The sequence below is a fragment of the Pseudomonas sp. RC2C2 genome (genome assembly GCF_018390435.1).
Taxonomy (GTDB): domain Bacteria; phylum Pseudomonadota; class Gammaproteobacteria; order Pseudomonadales; family Pseudomonadaceae; genus Aquipseudomonas; species Aquipseudomonas donghuensis.
In genome coordinates this window covers 1,207,507-1,228,220 of record NZ_JAHBAX010000002.1, presented here as the reverse complement: position 1 = coordinate 1,228,220, position 20,714 = coordinate 1,207,507, and the positions used below count along the sequence as shown (strand labels likewise).

General features: G+C 64.0%; 19 protein-coding genes. 10 read left to right on the top strand and 9 right to left on the bottom strand.

The window, feature by feature from the left end; genetic code table 11:
* Window positions 1-16 precede the first annotated feature (16 nt).
* From KHO53_RS24320 to KHO53_RS24290, 7 genes are all read left to right on the top strand, one after another.
* Window positions 17-1,207, top strand: a complete 1,191-nt coding sequence (locus tag KHO53_RS24320) for a pyridoxal phosphate-dependent aminotransferase (protein ID WP_213571097.1) — start codon at window positions 17-19, stop codon at window positions 1,205-1,207.
* On the top strand, window positions 1,200-2,615 hold the full coding sequence (locus KHO53_RS24315) for an aldehyde dehydrogenase family protein (protein ID WP_213571094.1): 1,416 nt from the start codon (window positions 1,200-1,202) through the stop codon (window positions 2,613-2,615). Before KHO53_RS24320 ends, KHO53_RS24315 begins: the two co-directional genes overlap by 8 nt.
* Window positions 2,616-2,665: 50 nt before the next feature.
* Window positions 2,666-3,367 carry an NAD(P)H-dependent oxidoreductase gene (locus tag KHO53_RS24310; RefSeq protein WP_159388704.1) on the top strand — a complete coding sequence of 234 codons (702 nt, stop codon included), beginning with the start codon at window positions 2,666-2,668 and terminating at the stop codon, window positions 3,365-3,367.
* Between the two features lie 160 nt (window positions 3,368-3,527).
* The gene (locus KHO53_RS24305) at window positions 3,528-4,631 is read left to right on the top strand and encodes a polyamine ABC transporter substrate-binding protein (protein ID WP_036997128.1); all 1,104 of its coding nucleotides are present in this window, start codon (window positions 3,528-3,530) and stop codon (window positions 4,629-4,631) included.
* 31 nt (window positions 4,632-4,662) lie between these two features.
* Window positions 4,663-6,081: an aminotransferase gene (locus KHO53_RS24300; RefSeq protein ID WP_213571092.1), complete on the top strand. Its 1,419-nt coding sequence runs from the start codon at window positions 4,663-4,665 to the stop codon at window positions 6,079-6,081.
* A gap of 134 nt (window positions 6,082-6,215) precedes the next feature.
* Complete coding sequence (locus KHO53_RS24295) at window positions 6,216-7,037, top strand: LuxR family transcriptional regulator (RefSeq protein WP_036997140.1); 822 nt, start codon at window positions 6,216-6,218, stop codon at window positions 7,035-7,037.
* 23 nt (window positions 7,038-7,060) lie between these two features.
* On the top strand, window positions 7,061-7,816 hold the full coding sequence (locus KHO53_RS24290) for a phytanoyl-CoA dioxygenase family protein (protein WP_213571090.1): 756 nt from the start codon (window positions 7,061-7,063) through the stop codon (window positions 7,814-7,816).
* Between the two features lie 3 nt (window positions 7,817-7,819).
* On the opposite strand, the gene KHO53_RS24285 is transcribed toward KHO53_RS24290, so the two are convergent.
* From KHO53_RS24285 to KHO53_RS24260, 6 genes are read right to left on the bottom strand one after another with little or no spacing between them, the layout of a single operon-like run.
* Window positions 7,820-8,716: a universal stress protein gene (locus KHO53_RS24285; protein ID WP_213571088.1), complete on the bottom strand. Its 897-nt coding sequence runs from the start codon at window positions 8,714-8,716 to the stop codon at window positions 7,820-7,822.
* 45 nt (window positions 8,717-8,761) lie between these two features.
* Window positions 8,762-9,898 carry an AI-2E family transporter gene (locus KHO53_RS24280; protein ID WP_213571086.1) on the bottom strand — a complete coding sequence of 379 codons (1,137 nt, stop codon included), beginning with the start codon at window positions 9,896-9,898 and terminating at the stop codon, window positions 8,762-8,764.
* Between the two features lie 30 nt (window positions 9,899-9,928).
* Window positions 9,929-10,468, bottom strand: coding sequence for a PqiC family protein (locus KHO53_RS24275; protein WP_100783085.1), 540 nt, complete (start codon window positions 10,466-10,468; stop codon window positions 9,929-9,931).
* 16 nt (window positions 10,469-10,484) lie between these two features.
* Window positions 10,485-12,137, bottom strand: a complete 1,653-nt coding sequence (locus tag KHO53_RS24270) for a PqiB family protein (RefSeq protein ID WP_213571084.1) — start codon at window positions 12,135-12,137, stop codon at window positions 10,485-10,487.
* Window positions 12,130-12,756 carry a paraquat-inducible protein A gene (locus tag KHO53_RS24265; RefSeq protein ID WP_010227113.1) on the bottom strand — a complete coding sequence of 209 codons (627 nt, stop codon included), beginning with the start codon at window positions 12,754-12,756 and terminating at the stop codon, window positions 12,130-12,132. Before KHO53_RS24265 ends, KHO53_RS24270 begins: the two co-directional genes overlap by 8 nt.
* Entirely contained in the window at window positions 12,753-13,352 is a 600-nt protein-coding gene (locus KHO53_RS24260; RefSeq protein ID WP_010227115.1) for a paraquat-inducible protein A, read from the bottom strand. Before KHO53_RS24260 ends, KHO53_RS24265 begins: the two co-directional genes overlap by 4 nt.
* A gap of 393 nt (window positions 13,353-13,745) precedes the next feature.
* Here KHO53_RS24260 and KHO53_RS24255 point away from each other — a divergent pair, with 393 nt between their 5' ends.
* From KHO53_RS24255 to KHO53_RS24245, 3 genes are all read left to right on the top strand, one after another.
* Window positions 13,746-14,261, top strand: a complete 516-nt coding sequence (locus tag KHO53_RS24255) for a DUF4142 domain-containing protein (protein WP_010227117.1) — start codon at window positions 13,746-13,748, stop codon at window positions 14,259-14,261.
* Window positions 14,262-14,463: 202 nt separating this feature from the next.
* Entirely contained in the window at window positions 14,464-14,814 is a 351-nt protein-coding gene (locus tag KHO53_RS24250; RefSeq protein WP_010227119.1) for a DUF3302 domain-containing protein, read from the top strand.
* A 3-nt stretch (window positions 14,815-14,817) separates the two neighbouring features.
* Window positions 14,818-15,777 (top strand): HlyD family secretion protein, encoded by a 960-nt coding sequence (locus KHO53_RS24245; protein WP_010227121.1) that lies wholly within the window; start codon window positions 14,818-14,820, stop codon window positions 15,775-15,777.
* Window positions 15,778-16,540: 763 nt separating this feature from the next.
* Here KHO53_RS24245 and KHO53_RS24240 read toward each other — a convergent pair.
* From KHO53_RS24240 to KHO53_RS24230, 3 genes are read right to left on the bottom strand one after another with little or no spacing between them, the layout of a single operon-like run.
* A complete protein-coding gene (locus tag KHO53_RS24240; protein ID WP_036997147.1) occupies window positions 16,541-17,944 on the bottom strand; it encodes an ATP-binding protein in 1,404 nt (467 codons plus the stop codon).
* Window positions 17,911-19,752 carry a DAHL domain-containing sensor histidine kinase gene (locus KHO53_RS24235; RefSeq protein ID WP_010220141.1) on the bottom strand — a complete coding sequence of 614 codons (1,842 nt, stop codon included), beginning with the start codon at window positions 19,750-19,752 and terminating at the stop codon, window positions 17,911-17,913. The genes KHO53_RS24240 and KHO53_RS24235 overlap by 34 nt, the downstream gene beginning before the upstream one ends.
* On the bottom strand, window positions 19,749-20,708 hold the full coding sequence (locus KHO53_RS24230; RefSeq protein ID WP_036997149.1) for a cytochrome-c peroxidase: 960 nt from the start codon (window positions 20,706-20,708) through the stop codon (window positions 19,749-19,751). The genes KHO53_RS24235 and KHO53_RS24230 overlap by 4 nt, the downstream gene beginning before the upstream one ends.
* Window positions 20,709-20,714: the final 6 nt, after the last annotated feature.

Below are 20,714 nucleotides of genomic sequence, written 5' to 3'. Positions count from 1 at the left end.
TTTTTGGGAGACTGCCATGCGCTTTTCCGATCTGACCCAACGTATCGCCGGTGACGGCGCCGCCGCCTGGGACATCCATTACCGCGCCCTGGAACTGCTGGACAAAGGCGAAGACGTGCTGCTGCTGTCGGTTGGCGATCCGGATTTCGACACCCCGGCGCCGATCGTCCAGGCCGCCATCGACAGCCTGCACAACGGCCACACCCATTATGCCGACGTGCGCGGCAAGCTGGCCCTGCGCCAGGCCATTGCCCGCCGCCATCAGCAGCGCAGCGGCCAGCCGACCGGCGCCGATCAGGTGACGGTGCTGGCCGGGGCACAGTGCGCGCTGTTCTGCGTGGCCCAGTGCGTGCTCAACCCTGGCGATGAAGTGATCGTCGCCGAGCCCATGTACGTCACCTATGAAGCGGTGTTCGGCGCCTGTGGCGCCACGGTGATCCCGGTCCCGGTGCGCCCGGAGCACGGCTTCCGGGTGCAGGCCGAAGATGTCGCCGCGCGCATCACCCCCAAGACCCGTGCCCTGGCCCTGAACAGCCCGCACAACCCCTCCGGCGCCAGCCTGCCGCGCAGTACCTGGGAGGCGCTGGCCGAGTTGTGCATTGCCCATGACCTGTGGATGATCTGCGATGAGGTCTACAGCGAGCTGCTGTACGACGGCGAACACATCAGCCCCGGCAGCCTGCCGGGCATGGCCGAGCGCACGGCGACCCTCAACAGCCTGTCCAAGTCCCATGCCATGACTGGCTGGCGGGTCGGCTGGGTAGTGGGCTCGCCAGCGCTGGCCACGCACCTGGAGAACCTGGCACTGTGCATGCTCTATGGCTCGCCGGATTTCATCCAGGATGCGGCGGTAGTAGCGCTGGAGCAGCAATTGCCGGAGCTGGCAGCCATGCGCGAAGCCTACCGCCAGCGCCGCGACCTGGTCTGTGAGTGCCTGGCCGACTGCCCGGGCCTGCGTGCGCTCAAGCCCGATGGCGGCATGTTCGTGATGGTCGATATCCGTGAAACCGGCCTCAGCGCCCAGGCGTTCTCGAATCGCCTGCTCGATCACCATGGCGTGTCGGTGCTCGCTGGTGAAGCCTTCGGCCCCAGCGCCGCCGGGCATATCCGCCTGGGCCTGGTGCTCGGCGCCGAACCGCTGCGCGAGGCTTGCCAGCGCATTGCCCGTTGCGCCGCCGAGCTGATGGAGGGCAAAACCCATGCGTGACTATTCGCGGCTGTTTATCGATGGCAGCTGGCAGGTGCCGTCGGGCCAGGGCCTGGCCGAGGTGATCAACCCGGCCACCGAAGCAGTGGCAGGCCGGGTGCCGCTGGGCGACGAGCAAGACGTCAACCGGGCGGTGGCAGCGGCTCGCCACGCATTCGGCCGCTGGTCGCAAACCCCGTCGAGCGTGCGCGCCGGCTACATTCGCGCCCTGGCCGAACAGCTCAAGGCCCGCGCCGATGAGATGGCGGCCGTCATCACCCGCGAGCTGGGCATGCCGGTGCAGTGGTGCCGGGCGGTGCAGGTCGATGGGCCGATTGTCGGCCTTGAGCAGTACATTGAACTGGCCGGGCTGATGGACGAGGTGCGTGAAGTCGGCAACTCGCGGGTGGTGCGCGAGGCGGTCGGTGTCTGCGCCTTCATCAACCCCTGGAACTACCCCCTGCACCAGTTGATCGGCAAACTGGCCCCGGCGTTGGCCGCCGGTTGCACGGTGGTGGTCAAACCGAGCCAGGAAACCCCGCTGCACGCGTTTTTGCTGGCCGAAATGATCGAGGCCATTGGCTTGCCGGCCGGGGTGTTCAACCTGGTCAGCGGGCCGGGGGCCAAGGTCGGTGAGGCATTGGCTCGCCACCCGCAGGTGGACATGGTCTCGTTCACTGGCTCCACCGGCGCCGGCGTGCGCGTGGCCCAAGCCGCGGCGCCGACGGTCAAGCGCGTGTGCCTGGAACTGGGCGGCAAGTCGCCGCTGCTGATCACCGCCGACGCCGACCTCGACGCCGCGGTGCGTTATGGCGTGCAGGACGTGATGATCAACTCCGGGCAGACCTGCACGGCCCTGACTCGCATGCTGTTGCCGGCCAGCCGCTATGAAGAGGCCGTGGCAATCGCCCTGGATGAAACCCGCAAGCTGGTCATGGGCGACCCGCAAGACCCGAACAGCTTCCTCGGACCCATGTGTTCGGCGGCGCAGCGGCGTACCGTGCTGGACTACATCCGCATCGGCCAGGAGGAGGGCGCACGGCTGCTGTGTGGCGGTGACACGGGGCCGGGCTTTGAGCGCGGCTTCTATGTGGCGCCGACGCTGTTCGCCGACGTCGATAACCGCATGCGCATTGCCCAGGAAGAGATCTTCGGCCCGGTGCTGTGCCTGATCCCCTATGCCGATGAAGCCCAGGCGCTTGCCCTGGCCAACGACTCACCCTTCGGTTTGTCCAGCGCGGTGTGGGCGGCGGACCGCGAGCGGGCCCTGCAACTGGGCCGGCAATTGCGGGCCGGGCAGTGCTTCGTCAATGGCGCGGGGTTCAATTACCAGGCGCCGTTTGGCGGCTACAAACAGTCGGGCAACGGCCGCGAGTGGGGCGAGGAAGGCCTGGCCGAGTTCGTCGAAGTTAAAGCGATTCAGTGCTGATGAGCCTGAAGGCGTCCCGTATTGCTGTGCACACCGTTTAAGGACTCCCCATGAATGTACTGATCGTTCACGCTCACCCCGAGCCGCAATCCTTTACCGCCGCCTTGCGTGACCAGGCTATCGAAACCTTCACCGCCCAGGGCCATCAGGTGCAGGTCAGCGACCTGTACGCGATGAACTGGAACCCGGTGGCCAGCGCCGATGACTTCGTCAGCCGCGAGAACCCCGATTACCTGGTGTATGCCCTGGAGCAGCGCCTGGGGGTCAAGAGCCAATCGATTGCCGCCGACATCCAGCAGGAGCTGGACAAGCTGTTGTGGGCCGACCTGCTGGTGCTCAACTTCCCGATCTTCTGGTTCTCGGCACCGGCCATGCTCAAGGGCTGGATCGACCGGGTGCTGGTCTCGGGGGTGTGCTATGGCGGCAAACGCTTTTACGACCAGGGCGGGTTGGTGGGCAAGAAGGCGCTGGTGACCGTGACCCTGGGCGGGCGCGAGCACATGTTTGGCGACGGGGCGATTCACGGGCCGCTGCAAGACATGCTGCGGCCGATTTTGCGCGGCACCCTGGCGTACGTTGGCTTCGAGGTGCTGGAGCCGTTTGTGGCCTGGCATGTGCCATATATCAGCGATGAGGCGCGCAAGGACTTCTTGCGTAGCTACCGGCAGCGCCTGGCGCATTTGTCCGATGACCAGCCGCTGGAGTTTCCGCGCTTGGCGCAGTTTGATGAGCAACTGTATCCATTGGCTTGAGGGTGGCTGTAGCGGCCTCATCGCCGGCCTTGCCGGCGATTGGCCGCAAGGTAAATGCTGCGCACCTACCCATTCGGGGTATGGTCCCCATTACCGGCTCCCTCGATAGTAACCCCGTCGGCTCACACCGAGCAGATCCTGGTGACACGACGGAGTGGCTATGCGAAAGACACTGAAGGTGATTTCCAGTCTGTTGCTCGCGCCCCTGGCAACGGCGGCGCTCGCCGCCGAGGGAGAGGCGGCCAACACACTCAGGCTGTACAACTGGACGGATTACATCGGCGAAACGACCCTCGCCGACTTTGAAACAGCCACCGGCATCAAGGTGATCTACGACACCTTCGACGGCTACGAAACGGTGCAGACCAAACTGCTGACCGGGCGCTCGGGCTACGACCTGGTGGTACTCAACGCCTCCCTGGTACCGCCGCTGATCAAGGCGCAGGTGTTCCAGCCGCTGGACAAAACGCAGCTGCCAAGCTGGAGCAATCTCGACCCGCAGGTCGTGAGCAACCTGCAAGGCTACGACCCGGGCCTTGCCTACTCGGCGCCCTACACCTGGGGCAGTTCCGGGGTGACCTACAACGTCGACAAGATCAAGGCACGCATGCCCGACGCGCCCATCGGTTCGCTGGCCATGCTCTTTGACCCCAAGATTGTCTCGCGCTTTGCCGACTGCGGCGTGACCCTGATGGACGCGCCCAGCGAAGTGATCCCGCTGGCCCTCAAGTACCTGGGGCGCGACCCCAACAGCGCCACAGCCGATGACCTTGAAGCCGCCCAGGCGCTGCTGCTCGGCGTGCGGCCATTCATCAAGAAATTCGACTCGGTCAATTACCTGACCAGCCTGCCCAATGGCGATACCTGCCTGGCCCTGACCTGGTCCGGCGACTACGCCACCGCACAGGCGCGGGCAGAGGAGGCGAACAAGCCCATCAAGCTGGCGTTCTTCATCCCCCAGGAAGGCTCGCTGATCTGGTTCGACAACTTGTACCTGCCCAGCGACGCGCCGCACGCGGCCAACGCCCATCGCTTCATCGAGTTTTTGCTGCAGCCGCAGAACATCGCCAAGGTCACCAACTACATCCATTACGCCAACAGCAACGCCGCCGCCACGGCGCTGGTGCAGGCCGAGATTCGTGACGACCCGGCGATCTACCCGGACGCCGCCACCCGCCAGCGCCTGTTCGCGCAGAAGACCCAGAGCGGCAAGGACATGCGCGCCATTACCCGGGTCTGGAGCACGGTCAAGACCGGTAGCTGATTGCCATTTTCCCCTCGCCAAGGACACTGCCATGGCCACCCCAAACAAAACCTTTTCAGCACCCGCCGCCAATGATTGCCTGGTGGCGGCCGACAAAGCCCACTACATGCACGGTTACCACGTGTTCGATGAGCACGCCGAACACGGTGCGCTGAACATCGTCGAAGGCCAGGGCGCCTATATCTACGACACCGATGGCCAGCGCTTGCTTGATGCCGTCGGCGGCATGTGGTGCACCAACATCGGCCTGGGCCGTGAAGAGATGGCCCTGGCCATCGCCGACCAGGTGCGCCAGTTGGCCTATTCCAACCCGTTCTCGGACATGGCCAACAACGTCGCCATCGAACTGTGCGCAAAGCTCGCCAGCCTCGCGCCGGGCGATCTCGATCATGTGTTCCTCACCACCGGCGGCTCGACGGCGGTCGATACCGCCTACCGGCTGATCCAGTACTACCAGAACTGCCGCGCCAAGCCGCACAAAAAGCACGTGATCGCCCGCTACAACGCCTATCACGGCTCCACTTGCCTGACCATGTCGATCGGCAACAAGGCCGCCGACCGCGTGCCCGAGTTCGACTATGGCCATGAGTTGATCCACCACGTCTCCAACCCCAACCCGTACCGGGCACCGGATGGCATGGACGGGGCGGCGTTTCTCGACTTTCTGGTGGCCGAGTTCGAAGACAAGATCCTGTCCTTGGGCGCCGACAATGTCGCGGCGTTCTTTGCCGAGCCGATCATGGGCTCGGGCGGGGTGATCATCCCGCCCAAGGACTACTTCCTGCGCATGTGGCAGGTGTGCCAGACCTACGACATCCTCTTCGTTGCCGACGAGGTGGTGACGTCCTTTGGCCGCCTGGGCAAGTTTTTTGCCTCGCAGGCGCTGTTCGGCGTGCAGCCGGACATCATCACCACCGCCAAGGGCCTGACCTCGGCCTATTTGCCGCTGGGCGCGTGCATCTTCTCCGAGCGCATCTGGAAGGTCATCGCCGAGCCGGGCAAGGGCCGCTGCTTTACCCACGGTTTTACCTACAGCGGCCACCCTGTTTGCTGCACCGCGGCGTTGAAAAACATCGAGATCATCGAGCGGGAGAACCTGCTGGCCCATGTCGATGAGGTCGGCGGCTACCTGGAGCAGCGCCTGCAGAGCCTGGCCGGGCTGCCGCTGGTGGGCGAGGTGCGCTGCATGAAGCTGATGGCCTGTGTCGAATTCGTTGCCGACAAGCGCAGCAAGGCGCTGTTTGCCGATGAGGTCAACATCGGCGAGCGCATCCACCGCCGGGCCCAGGCCAAGGGCTTGCTGGTACGGCCGATCATGCACCTGAACGTGATGTCGCCGCCGCTGATCATCACCCATGCCCAGGTGGACGAGATCGTTGAGACCTTGCGCCAGTGCATTGTCGAAACGGCAGAAGAACTGGTCAGTGAAGGCCTGTGGGAGCGGGCTTGACCCGCGATGAGGCTAGTCCATTCAATGCATCAAGTGTTGGCTGGACTACGACCGCTTCGCGCTCGATCGCGGGTCGAGCCCGCTCCCACAGGTCCGGCTACACAAACCCGCTGTGGGAGCCTAGACTGCCGGGCATGAGCCGAGCCACCGCCGACACCCCGATCTGCCTGTCTTTCTCTGCCCTGCAGCAATGGCATGCAGCGCTGCAGCACGCCTTTGCCCGCAGTCACGAGACGGACGCCCTGGCAACCCTCGCTGCCGCCCTGAGCCAGTTGGTGGCGGTCGAGTCGATGATGATCAGCCTCGAACGCCAGGGCCAGCCGCCGCAGCTGCTCTACCAGCAAGGCATCCCCGAGCGTTACCGCGATGCGATCCTCAACCGCTACTTCACCGCCGGTTACCTGCTCGACCCGTTCTGCCTGGCGGTGGAGAAGGGCCTGGCGCAAGGCTTTTACCACCTGCAGGAGATCGCCCCGGACCACTTCTTCGACAGTGACTACTACAAGACCTACTACCTGGGCACGGGCTGCACCGAAGACAGCTACTACATCGTCGACATCGACCCACACAGCAAGATCTCCCTGAGCCTGTTCCAGGGCTACGGCGCCAGCCCCCTGAGCGTTGAGCAACTGCACCTGCTGCAGGCGGTGGAGCCGATGGTGCGTGAACTGATCAGCCGCTTCGCCCAGCACGGCCTTGCGCAAACCCGCGAAGCGGATAGCCAGGGCAGCGTCCAGGCGGCCTTCGACAGCTTTGGCTGCCAGGTGCTGACCGAGCGCGAGCGCGAAGTGGCGCAGATGATCCTGCGCGGTCACTCGGTGAAGTCCACCGCCGGCGAAATGGGCATCTCCCCGGAAACCGTGCGCATGCACCGCAAGAACCTCTACCTTAAACTGGAGATAAACTCCCAGTCCGAGCTGTTTGCGCGCTTTATCGACTGGTTGCGCCAAGGCTGACCCTCGGCCTTGTGGAGGCCCTGATGAACCGCACTACCGCGCAGCACCTGCAGGCCTTGAGCCGCGACGGCTTCGTGGTGTTGCCGGGCGTGCTCGACAGCGCGCAGGTCAACCTGCTGCGTCACGCCATCGACCGGCTCAAAGCGTTTCACTGGGATTACAGCGGCGGCCTGATCGAGCACTACAAGTGTGTGTTCAACCGCGACCCGCTGTGGCTGGCGTTCCTCGATCTGCCCGGGGTGATCGAACTGGCCGAGGGGGCGTTGGGTGAGGATTGCCATATCATCGGCCAGACCGCCTGGCGCTGCCATCCGGGTTACCAGGGCATGCTGTTGCACCTGGACTACCTGATGATGGAGGCCGCCCCGGCGCTGATGGCCGACCCGGCCTTTGAGCTGCCGATGCAGATCTGCACCGTGCAGTTGTACCTGGATGACATCGACGCCGACCTGTGCCCGACCCGGGTGATTGCCGGGAGCCACAGGGCAGGGCGCGCGCCACGCAAGGATGAGCACAGCTGGCAGGGCCGTCCCCCGCAGCCGGTGCTGTGCCAGGCCGGCGACGCCCTGGTGTTTCGCAGCGAGCTGTGGCACGCCGGTAGCGACAACCGCAGCGCAGAGCGCAGCCGTTACATGCTGCAGGTGCACTACGGCCGACGCATGGTCGCGCAAAAATTTTCGCCCTACCTGCACTTTCAGTTCAACCCGGCGGTGCTGGCCGCCGCCACGCCGCGCCAGCGCCGCTTGCTCGGCGACCACGCCGAAGCCGAGTACGACTGAAGCTCAAGCCGCGCCGCGGATCGCCAGCACGTTGCACAAGCGCTGTTCCAGCACGTGCTCGGTGGTGCTGCCGGTCAGGCGTTCGAGCAGCTTGCGCGGGTGATTGCCCATTACCAGCACGTCGGCGCGGCTGTGGCTGACGAACTCGGCGATGCTGCGAGTAATAGGCGCCGACAGAAAGTGCTGGCGCTCAACCGGTACCGCGTGGCGCTCGGCCAAGCGCTCGAAGGCTTTGTGAATCGACTTGCGCACATCATCGCCAAAGCCCGGCATGGTCACGGTGCCAGCACCGAAGTCGGCCATGTGGGTGTGGGCGCTGTCGCACACATGCAACAGGTGCAACTCGGCGCTGCATTGGCGAGCCAGGTCGGCTGCGGCCTGGATCACGCTTTCATTGAGGTCGCTGTGCGGGTGTTCGGGGTGGGTCGGGTCGACAGCGGCGACAACAATGCGCGGCAGCGGGCAATGCACGTCGGTGACCAGGTGCACCGGGCACGGGCACTCGCGCAGCAGTTGCCAGTCCAGCGGCGCCACCACCAGGCGCTTGAGCAGGGCTTCGTGGTGTACATCCTTGATCAGCAGGTCCGGGCCGATTTCGGCCACCTGGGTCAGTACCGCTTGCAGCACCTCCCGGGCCAGGATCACGTCGGTGGTGACGCGGATGCCGTTTTCATGCAGCAAGGTGGCTTCATCGGCCAGCCACTGGCGGTTGTCCTGCATCAGCTTGTCCAGGTGCTGCTCGTCGCCGCTCATCAGGCCCAGGGTATCGACCTCGTCGATAAAGGCGCAGATATGCAAGGCGGCGCCCGTGGCGTGCGCCAGGGCGGCGGCACGTTCCAGTGCCGGGGTGTGGCGCAGGTCGCAGCCGACCATCAAGAATAGGCGTTGGTACTGGCTCATGGGCACCTCCGGTAGCGTTGTGTTGCCAGCCCCCGTGCTTGAAGTCTAGTCCATGGTGCTGCCCGAAGCGCCTGGCGGCTCCAGTGCAGGCTCCTCGGCCGGGCTGTCGGCGGCCAGCGGCTGCGCCACCCAGCTCATGAACAGCTCGTAGCCCACGGCCAGCACCACCGGGCCGATGAACAGGCCGATGATGCCGTTGGTCAGCATGCCGCCAAGCGCCCCGATCAGCACCACCGGCATCGGCACGGCAACCCCGCGGCCCAGCAGCAACGGTTTGAGGACGTTGTCGCACAGCCCGGCGAGCAAGGTCCAGATGGCGAAGATCACCGTGCTGACGCCAACCCCGTCATGGGCAAACACGTAGATCACCACCGGCAAGGTAACCAGCAGTACCGGCAGTTGGGTGATGCCCAGCAGCAGTACCAGCAGGGCCAGCACGCCGGCCGCGGGTACGCCCATGACCACCAGGCCGATGCCAACCAGCAGCATCTGCACAAAGGCGACGCCGACCACGCCCTGGGCCACGGCGCGAATGGTCGCGGTGCACAGCGCGGCCAGTTGCTCGCCGCGCTGCGGCCCGGAAATGCGCTTGGCGATGGCCACGGCCGTGCGCTGGCCATTGTCGCCCTTGGCCATGATGACCCCGGCCACCACCAGGGCAACCACGAACACCAGGATGCCCGAGCCGATTCCGGCCAATTGGGTCAGCAAGGTCTTGCTCACGCCCTTGAGGTGCGGGGCCACCTGCGACAGCGCCCAGCTCAGGTCGCTGCTGGCATGGGCCCAGATACCGTACAGCGGCGCGCCGATCAGCGGCCAGTCGCGCACGTTGTCGGGCGGCGGCGGGATTTCGATGTGTTGGTCCTCGAAACCATGGATGCCCTGCTGCACAGTGTCGGCCACCGAAGTACCAAGCAGGCTCAACGGCCCGATCAGGCAGGCCAGGCCAATGATCACCAGCACTACCGCCGCCCAGCCCGGGCGCCCGCCAAGCCAGCCGCCCAGGCGCTGGTTGAGGGGGTAGAGGGTGATCGCCAGGATCACCGCCCAGAGCATCAGGCTGAGAAACGGTCGGAAGATCTCGAAGCAAAACATCACCAGGGCGGCGATCAGCCCGGCGCGGATCAATACATCGAGCAGTTCCCGGGCAGTGCCCAGGTGGAGTGGGTGATTGTTGGCCATCAGCGTGTCCTCGGGCAGGCAGTCCGGTCTTCAGCGCAGCGCCGGGCAGTGGCTGGCGCCGCCGCTGGCAGCCTGGCTGACCAGCTCGGTGAAGCGTTTGAGGTTCTGTTGGTGGGCCAGCACCAGATCGTCGATGCTGGTGCCGGCCGGGGTCTGGATCACGCTGCGGCAGTTCAGCACCGCGTTGCCGGCACGCAAGCGCCAGCGGGCATCGAACAGGGCGTATTGCCCCGGCACCGAGTCAAAGCGCTGGACCTCCACGCGCAAGCCCTGGCGCGGTTGGGCAGTGCTGCTGACGAACTGGTTGACCAGGGCATTGCGCAACTCGTCGGCGAGGCTTGCGCCCCACCATTCGGTCTCGAGGATCGCCAGGCCGCTGTTGCCCTGGCGAATCACTACCTGTGGCCGATCGACCTGGGGCGGCACGCTGACCTGCTCCAGCTGGATATCGACGCTGCTGGCTGGCACCGGTTGCTGCGGGATCAGCGTGTGGTAGTGGATCGGGTCGCTGCGGCAGGCGGCCAGCAACACCGCCAGGCTCAACACTGCAAACGGGGAGGCATGCGCCATAGGTGTGCTCCTGCGGTCAATTGCGCGACGAAGGTTTCAGCGAGTCAGCGGGTGCATCCTTGGGCCGGCCACGCAGCAGCGATTCAGGATTGCGTCCCAGGTAATCGGCCAACTCGCGCAGCGAGCGCGACATGCGCCCCAGCTCGTCGAGGGTCTGGGTCAGTTGCTCGCGCTGCGGCGAGTCCTCGGCCAGGGTCGAGTTGGCCGACTGCAGGGTCTTGCTGACTTCCTGCAAGGTGCCCTGGACGCCCGGCAAGGTGCGGTTGTTGAACTGCTGCAAGCTTTTGCGCAATTCCACCAGGTTGGCGTCGAGGTTGTTGGCGATGCGCTCGAGCGGCAGGCGGTTGAGCTTTTCGACCATGGCCTGGAACTGCTCCTGCAGTTGCTCCAGGCTACCCGGTACGGTGGGGATGGTAATCGGCCGGGCTGTGGGGTCGAACACCACCTTGGGCGCCTTGGGGTCGAAATCCAGGGCGATGTACAGTTGCCCGGTGAGCAGGTTGCCGCTGCGGGCCTGGGCGCGCAGGCCGTTGTCGACGAAAGAGCCGAGCAATTGCGCGGCGGCCTTTTCGTCGTCGGGGTCGTGGTTCAGTGCCTTGAGCAGCTTGGTGTGGGCCCGGCCCAGGCGTTGCGGGTAGATGACGATACCGACATTGACCGGGAAGGTGCGCTTTTCGACGTCGAAGTCGAGGTTCACCGAAACCACCGAGCCGATTTCCACCCCGAGGAATTCCACCGGGGCACCGACCTTGAGGCCGCGCAGGGCCTGGTCGAAGCGCAGGCTCAGGTACTGTGCCTTGCCATGGGGCGGGGCGAGCGCCCGGGCGCGGTCGTCGAACAGCTCGAACTGGCGGTCTTCGGCGGCCACCTGATCGTCGGGGCTGTAGTCCGGGGCGCGAAAGGCGATACCGCCGACGATCACCGATGACAGCGACTCGGTGCGAAAGGCAAAGCCGTTGGCGCCGACTTCGACATCGACACCGCTGGCGTTCCAGAACCGGGTGTTGTCGGTGACGAAGGCATCGTTGGGCGCGTTGATGAACACCTCGATACTGACCCCTTTGCCGTTCTCGTCGAGGCTGTAGGCCACTACCTGGCCGACCGGAATCTTGCGGTAGTACACCGGCGAGCCGACGCCCAGCGAGCCAAGGTCGCTGGCATGCAGGAAAAAGCGCTTGCCCGGTTCGCCATAGGTGATCGGCGGTGGCGATTCGAGGCCGATGAAGGCCTTGGCGCGGGTGTTCGATTCGCCGGAGTCAGCGCCGATGAAGTCGCCGGACAACAACGTATCGATACCCGACACGCCGCCGGCGCCGATGCGCGCGCGCACCACCCAGAACTTGGCGTCTTCACGGGTGAAGTTTTCGGCCTGCTTGACCAGCTTGACCGTGGCGGTGACGTTCTTCTGGTCCTTGCTCAGCTCCACGGCGGTGACCTGGCCGATCACCACGTTGCGGTACTTGACCGCGGTTTTGTTGGCCTCCAGGCCCTGGCCGGTCTTGAAGGTGATCTCGATGGTCGGGCCTTGCTGCATGACGTTGTGCACCACCAGCGACAACCCCACCAGTACGGCCACCAGCGGCACGATCCATACCAGCGAGATGCTGAAACGGCGGGTCTTGACCGCGGGTTGGCCGGGTTGTGGGCTGTCTTGGCGGGTATCAGTCATCGGCCTGCTCCTTGTCGCGCTGCCAGATCAGTCTAGGGTCGAAACTCATTGCCGCCAGCATGGTCAGCACCACGACCATGCCGAAAAACAGAATGCCCGGGCGTGGCGCGATGTCGCCCAGGGCCTGGAACTTGACCAGCGCCGCCACCAGGGCGACCACCAGCACATCGAGCATCGACCAGTAGCCGATCAGCTCGACGAAGCGGTACAGACGTGCCCGTTGCGTCTGCGCCCAGGTGCTCTGGCGCTGCACGGTGATCAGCAGCAGGGCCAGGGCGACGAACTTGGTCGCCGGCACGGCGATGCTGGCAATGAAAATGATCAGGGCGATGTCCCAGGCACCGTGCTCCCAGAACTCCATGACCCCGCTCATGATGGTGCTGTCGGCGCCGCTGCCGAACAACGTGGTGTTCATCACCGGCAGCAGGTTGGCGGGGATGTAGAGCACCAGCGAGGCGATCAGGTAGGCCCAGGTACGGGCCAGGGAATCGGGCTTGTGCGCATGCAGCGGCGCACCGCAGCGCTCGCACTCGTGCGGCTGGTTGCTGTTGTCGCAGGCCATGCCGCAGGCGTGGCAGAGCACCAGGTTGAGTTCGGCGGCGCGCGGCGGGCGGTTCATGGCAGCAGGTCCCAGAGTTCACGGATATCGCGCCCGGCGATGCGCAATATCAGCAGGCTCAGGGCCGCCAGGGCCAGCAGGCCGATGCCCGGCAGCACATCGAGCATGCCGGCCAGCTTGAACACCGCGACCATGGCGCCGAGCAGGCACACCTCGAGCATGCTCCACGGGCGCAGGGTTTCCAGCCAGCGCATGCACAGGCTGAAGCCCGGGGCGCGGCCGCCGGCCAGGGCAAAGCCGAGCACCCAGATCAACAACAGCAACTGGAACACCGGGGCGATGATGATCGAGATCGCCGCCACCAGGGCGATGAAGGTGATGGGCCCGGTGGCCAGGGCCTTGACCGAATCCCACAGGGTGGCGCTGTTGTGCAGGCCTTTGAGGCTGATGCTCATGATCGGGTAGAAGTTGGCGAACACCCAGAGGATCAGCGCAGTGACGCTCAAGGCCAGGCGCTGCTGTACGCTCAGGCCGTTATAGCGCTGCAGCACGGCGCCGCAGCACTGACACAGGGCTTTCTGGTGCTTGCCGAGGCTGGCCTTCTGGTACACGCAGTCGCAATGTTCGCAGATGATCAGCTGATGGGTATCCAGCATGGCGCGCGCTCTGGCTGCGGGCGGGGACTAGGTCAATATAGTCGGCGCTGGCGCGGGGCTGCGGATTTTTTCCCCCGCAGGCTCCCCACAGGTGCTGGCGTGGTGAAGCGGGCAGGTGCGCCAGTTTCAACGCCTGGGCAGCGGCGCGCGGCAGTTGGGCGAGAAACTCATCGAACCGCGCCTTGTCGGGGACATAGCGCCAGCCCGAGATACCGACGTGCAAGTGCGCTTTGCCAGGCTTCATAGGGTTCGGTCGCTCAATGTCCAGGACGCAGCCACCGGCACTTGTGAGTTCCATTGGAAAAACCGGAACCTCTGTCGTTGTCTGCGGTTCAGAACAGATAGTGGTCACAAAAAACCACCAAGCACCACTCCCAGACGAGGATTTTCATGATGAGTACACTTTTGCGCACCGGGGCCTTTGCACTGGCCTTCAGTCTTGTCGGCGCCGTCCATGCCGCCCAGGATGCCGACGACTTTGTCGAAGACGCCTCGGCCAAGGGCGTGGCCGAGGTTGAAGCGGGCAAGCTGGCCCAGGAGAAAGGCACCAGCAGTGACGTCAAGGCGTTCGCCGACATGATGGTCAAGGATCATCGAGCGGCCAACCAGAAGCTCAAGGTGCTGGCCACCAGCAAGGACATAAAGGTCTCCACCGATGCCGACCTGATCGACAAGGCCAAGGCCATGATCCTCGAGCTGCGCGGCGCCAAGTCCTTTGACCAGGCCTATGCCAACAACCAGGTCAAGGCCCACGAAGCGGCCATCGAACTGTTCCAGGATTACGCCAAGGACGGTAAGGACGCTGAACTCAAGGCCTTCGCCACCCAGGCCCTGCCGACCCTGCAGGCCCATCTGGAAAAAGCCCGGGCACTGGCCGCTGCGCACGGCGGGGATGAAGCCAAGCCTTGATCTGAAAGCCACGAAGACCGTCGCCGCAACGACGGTCTTCGCCGCCTTGCTATGGCCGTTGTGGCACTTGCGTGAGTCGTTCGCCTTGAGCCGCGCCCCGACCCTGTGGCACGACCAACGGTATGGGTGACCTGCCGGTTGCCAAGGCGTTGGGTGAACTACACTCAAGCCACTTCTCACAGCGCTGCGCTGGTAAGCAATCATGCTTGATTACTTCGCCTTGGGTTTGTTGATTTTTGTCGGCCTGGTGCTGTTCTACGGGATCATTGTGTTGCACGACATCCCTTATGAAATCGCCGTGCACCGCAACCACCCGCATCAGGACGCGATCCACGCCACTGGCTGGGTCAGCCTGTTCACCCTGCATGCGCTGTGGCCATTCCTGTGGATCTGGGCGATGCTCTATCGCGAAGATCGCGGCTGGGGGTTTGGCGACGGCAAGTCGCCGCAAAGCCATGTGCTGCGCCTGGAGCAGCAGGTGGTCGAGCTGCAGCAGCGCATCGACCGCCTCGAGGGAACATCCGCCACTGTCGATGCCGGCGAAGGCATCTGAGCCATGGACCTGTTGCTGATCCTCACCTACGCCGCGATCTGTGTGGCGATTTTCAAGCTGTTTCGCATCCCGCTGAACAAATGGACGGTGCCCACTGCGGTGCTCGGCGGCATCGTCATGATTGGCGCCCTGATCTTCACCATGAACTACAACCACCCGTATTCGGAGGTGGCGCGGTCGTATTTCGTCTCGGTGCCGGTGATCCCGGTGGTGACCGGCCAGGTGATCGAGGTGCCGGTCAAAGGCAACCAACCGCTGGAGAAGGGCGATGTGTTGTTTCGCATTGATCCGACGCCGTTCGAGCACCGTGTGCGCTCGCTCAAGGCGCAGATCATCGCCGCCAGGGGCGACCTGTACCGCATCAACGAGCTGATCAAGCGCAACTTCGGTACCCGCCGCGAGCAGGAAGCGGCCATCGCCCGGGTCGACGACCTGCAGGCGCAACTGGACAACGCCCAGTTCGAACTCGACAGCACCGTGGTACGGGCGCCAAGCAAGGGCTATGTCACCCATGTATCGCTGCGCGCGGGGATGATGGCCAGTGCCTTGCCGCTGCGCCCGTCAATGGTGTTCATCCCTGACGAAGGCCAATACTTCGCCGCCTGGATGCGCCAGAACAGCTTGTTGCGCCTGGTGCCGGGCGATGAAGCGGAAGTGGCCTTCGACGGCATTCCGGGCAAGGTCTTTCGCGGCAGGGTCAAGAATGTCATCGCGGTGATTGGCGAAGGTCAGGTGCAGCCCTCCGGCAACCTGGTCAGCTACACCGGTTCGCCCCCGCCCGGGCGCGTGCCGGTGATCATCGAGATCGACGATCCGGCGTTCGCCCAGTACGCCAAGCAGATGCCGGGCGGTGCCTACGGCCAGGCGGCGCTGTACAGCAAGCACTTTCCGCATATTGCCACGATGCGCAAGATTCTCCTGCGCATGGCGGCATGGATGAACTACATCTTCCCGTTTCATTGACGGCGTGCAAATGTGCGACCTGTGGGCGCTATGAGGCCGGTACAGCCAGCACATCAGGTGGCGTCTGGATTACGACCGCTGCGCGCTCGATCGCGGGCAAGACCCGCTCCCACAAGTCCGGCGTACACAGATCCACTGTGGGAGCTGGCTTGCCAGCGATGGGGCCGGTACAGCCAGCACATCAGGTGGTGTCTGGATTACGACTGCTGCGCGCTCGATCCCGGGCAAGGCCAGCTCCCACAAGTCCGGCGTACACAGATCCACTGTGGGAGCTGGCTTGCCAGCGATGGGGCCGGTACAGCCAGCACATCAGGTGGTGTCTGGATTACGACCGCTGCGCGCTCGATCGCTGGCAAGGCCAGCGCCCACAAGTCCGGCGTACGCAGATCCACTGTGGGAGCTGGCTTGCCAGCGATGGGGCCAGTACAGCCAGCACATCAGGTGGCGTCTGGATTACGACCGCTGCGCGCTCGATCGCTGGCAAGGCCAGCTCCCACAAGTCCGGTGTACACAGATCCACTGTGGGAGCTGGCTTGCCAGCGATGGGGCCAGTACAGCCAGCACATCAGATGGCGTCTGGATTACGACCTCTGTGGGAGCTGGCCTTGCCGGCGATGAGGCCGGTACAGCCAGCACATCAGGTGGTGTCTGGATTACGACCGCTTGGCGCTGGATCGCTGGCAAGGCCAGCGCCCACAAGTCCGGCGTACACAGATCCACCGTAGGAGCGGGCTTGACCCGCGATGAGGCCAGTGCTGCAGAACTAGGCCGCCCGCGCCTGACGTATTGGCAGCTCGATCCTGAATGTAGTGCCGGCACCGAGCTCGCTGTGCACGCGGATTTCCCCTCGATGGCGCTTGATGATCCCGTACGACAACGACAGGCCCAGCCCCGTCCCCTGGCCCACAGGTTTGGTGGTGTAGAAAGGGTCGAAGATCTTTTGCAGGCTGTCGGCGGCAATGCCACTGCCGGTGTCGGCCACTTCGATCCACACCTGTTCGCCATCGCAGCCGGTACGCAAGGTGATGGTGCCGCGCTCTGGGCCTATGGCCTGGGCGGCGTTGACCACCAGGTTCATGATCACCTGGTTGATTTGCGAGGGCAGGCACTCGACCTCCGGCATTACCCCATAGTCTTTGATCACATCGGCCTTGTACTTCAATTCGCTGGCAACGATGTTCAGGGTCGAGTCGATCCCCTGCTGCAGGTTGGCCCATTGCCAGTCATGGTTCGAGTCCACCCTGGAGAAGTCCTTGAGGTCTTTGACGATTCGTCCGACTCGGCTGATACCGTCCTTGGACTCGCGGATCAGCAGCGGGATGTCATCGAGGATGTAGTCCAGTTCGATCTCGGTGCGCAGTTCTGCCAGGTCCGCGCTGAGTGTTGTCGGGTCGATGGCCGTTTCCGCCTCGCGGTAGGCCTTGAGCATGCCCTGCAAGCGGCTGAAATACTCGTCCAGTGCACCTAGATTGGACGAGACGAAGCCGATCGGGTTGTTGACCTCATGGGCGACTCCTGCAGCCAACTGGCCCAGCGACGCGAGCTTTTCCGATTGCACCAGCTGGCTTTCCAGCAGCTTGCGCTCGTCGATCTCGCGCTGCAGGGCGGCGCTGGCCTGGGTCAGGGCCAGGGTGCGCTGCTCGACGCGCTGTTCCAGTTCGTTCATCTGCAACTGGGCACGGGCGGTCATTTCCCATTTGGTGGTGAGGGTGTTGGCCATCTGCAAGACTTCGATGTTGTCGAACGGCTTCTTCAGGATCAGCAGGCGGTCATGGCCGTTCAGACGGTCGAGCAGTTCATCCCAGGAATAGTCCGAGTAGGCCGTGCACACCACCACCTGCAGCAACGGGTCGTGCTGCCACAGCGCTTCAATGGTCTGCGCGCCATCCCAGCCATCGGGCATGCGCATGTCGACGAAGGCCAGGGCGTAGGGGCGCTGACGGCTCGCTGCCTCGAGCAGTTTGCCCAGGCCTTCCTCGCCGCCGTAGGCCGAATCGAGTTCGAACACGGTGGCGGCGGCCTTGGGCGTTTCGCCGAACAGGGCGCTTTCCAGGGCATCGAGGTCGGCGTTGACGGCGGATTGCGGCGCCAGGATCTTGCGAAAATCGTCATGGATCGCCGGCGTGTCATCGATCAGCAGGATGCGCCGGTTGCAGGGCTCGGACATGATTCACCTTCGGCGATTATCAACGGGATTTGCAGGACGAAGCGCGCACCCTTGCCAGGCCCGTCGCTGTACGCAAGCAGATGGCCGTTCATTTCCACCGCGGCCAGGGCGCAGCTGTGCAAGCCGAAGCCGTGGCCTTCCTTACGGGTGGTAAAACCGTGGGCAAAGATCCGCGTGATGTTTTCCGGGGCGATGCCTTCGCCTTCGTCGGTGACGCTGATCTGCAGGGTGTCGTCATCGAGCCGTTTTACCCCCAGGGTCATGTTGCGGGCGTGGTTGCATACGTCCGACATGGCGTACTTGGCGTTGCTGATCAGGTTGATCAGAATCAGCAGCAGGCGGTGTTTGTCCCCCATGATCCGCGGCACCTCGTCGTATTCCTTGAGCACCGTGACGTGGTGGCGGGTGAGGGCGCCGGCGTTCATGCGCAGGGCGTCTTCGAGCAATGTGCTGACCTCCAGCGGCTCCAGCAACGTGCTGGCCCCGGCATAGGATTGCTGGGTGGCGACGATGTCCTTGATGTGATCGACGCTCTTGCTCAACTGGGTCAGCTCGTCGGCCATTTCCTTCTGTTCAAGGCTGATCGCCTCGACCAGCTGGTTGAGGTAGCCAGGGAGCATTTTGCCTTTGGCGTCTTCACTGAGGAAACGCCCCAGGTCGTCGGGGTGCTCATTGATCAGCTGCATGGCCTTGCCCAGGCCCAGGGCCTTGCTGGTGCGCAGCTTTCGGGTCACCAGGTCGGCGGAAATATTCACGCTGTTGAGCACGTTGCCGACGTTATGCAGAACGTTGGTGGCGATTTCCGCCATGCCGGCCTGGCGTGCGGTATCGAGCAGTTCGCTCTGAGTGTCCTTGAGCTGGCGGGTGCGCTCCTCGACCCGTTGCTCAAGCTCGTCGTTGGCACTGAGCAGGGCGCGGTTGACCCGGTTGATCTCGCTAAAGCTGCGCATCAGGCGTATGGCCATGTAGATCAGCAGCAGGACCAGCAGGGTGGAGAACACCAGCAGGTAGAAATGGTACTGCTGGTCGACCAGGGCCACGGCGCGCTCGTCGCGATCGAGCATCAAGGTGATGTCGTCCAGGCGTACCGCCACCGGCACCGCCTCGATCTGTTCAAGCAACTGGTTGACCCTGGGTTGCTCGCGAAGGATCAAGGCGATGTGGTTGCTGAGGATGTCGATGGGGGCGTGGAACTCGATGGGCAGGCGGTCTTTGTTGATGGCCAGCTTGTTCAGCCCGACCAGTATGTCGGCGGCCTTGTCGTCGGTGGTCATCTGGGCGAATTCGAGGCTGCTGAGCATCAGGTCGTAGGTGTCGGTGGCGATGTTGTGCAGGCGCAGTTTGTCGGCATCGGCAAGCTGCCCCAGCTGGGCCTGGATACCATCTTCGGCGGTCGGCAAGAAGGCCAGGGAATTGCGCAGCACGGCGTTATGCGACTTGAACTGCTCCACCAGCCGGGACTTCTGCGCCAGCGCATCCCGGTAATCGGCATGGGCTGTGCGCCAGGCGGGTGTGTCGCTTTGGCCATGCAGGGCCTCTGCGGTCTCGAACGCTTGCCACAAGCGCGTCATCTCCACCAGCGGCGACACCAGCGGATCATAGTTGTGGCTGATGGTGATGCGCGCCTTGAGGATCTCGTTTTCCCATTGGGAGTTGTACTGTTTGATCTGCCGGACAAGGTCGCGCGCCTGGGCGTAGTTTTGTGTTTCGTCGGCCTTGGACATGAAGTACAGGTACACCAGGACCGAGGCCAGCAGCGCCGCACTGACGCCCAGCAGGAGCAAACCGCGTCGGTGGGTCAGTTTCATAATGGCTTGCCCTCCCATTCACCGGTCAGGGTCTTGAGGAACTGGACAATCAGCGCCTTGTCTTCGGCGCTTGGCGTGCGCCCGAGCTGGTAGCGGAACATGACATCGACTGCCGCTTCCAGGGTCGCCGCCGAGCCGTCATGAAAGTACGGTGCGGTGACCGCGACATTGCGCAGGCTGGGCACTTTGAACACATGCCGGTCGTCCTCCTCGCCAGTGACGTTGTAACGGCCCAGGTCTGCCTCGGTCGGGTTGCCGCGGTCTTTGAAGTAGTCACCCAGCACACCGAACTTCTGGAACATGTTGCCGCCGATGTTCACCCCTTGGTGGCAGGCGATGCAGCCGTACTCCTGAAAGCGCTGATAACCGTGTTTTTCTTCGGTTGTGAGGATCTCGGTGTTGCCTTGCAGGTAGCGGTCGAAGCGCGAGCCGGGGGTCAGCAAGGTGCGCTGGAAGGTGGCCAGGGCATTCTGGATGCTGTGCTCGCTGACGCCATCGCTGTAGGCCTGGGCAAAGCTGCTGCGGTACTGCGGGTCGGCGGCAATGCGTTGCACCACTGTCGTCCAGTCGCTGCCCATTTCAGTCGGGCTTTGCACCACCAGGTGCGCTTGCTGCTCCAGGGTTTGCGCGCGGCCATCCCAGAACTGGCGAAAATTCAGCGCGGCGTTGAACACGCTGGGCGTGTTGACCGGCAAGGGTTTGCCATCGACGCCGAGCGAGTGCGGCAAACGGTCGGCGCCGCCGTGGTCGAGTTGATGGCAACTGGCGCAGGACAAGTCGTTGTTGCTCGACAAACGGGGATCGAAGAACAGCTTGCGACCCAACTCGACTCGTTCGGCGGCCACCTGCGGTAGCACCGGCAGTGGCATGAGTGGGCCGCCAACGCTTTGTGCCAGGCTCGTGGCGCTGCTGCCAAGGGTTGTTGCCAATACCAGCAAGGGGAGCAAGTGTGCCATCCATGT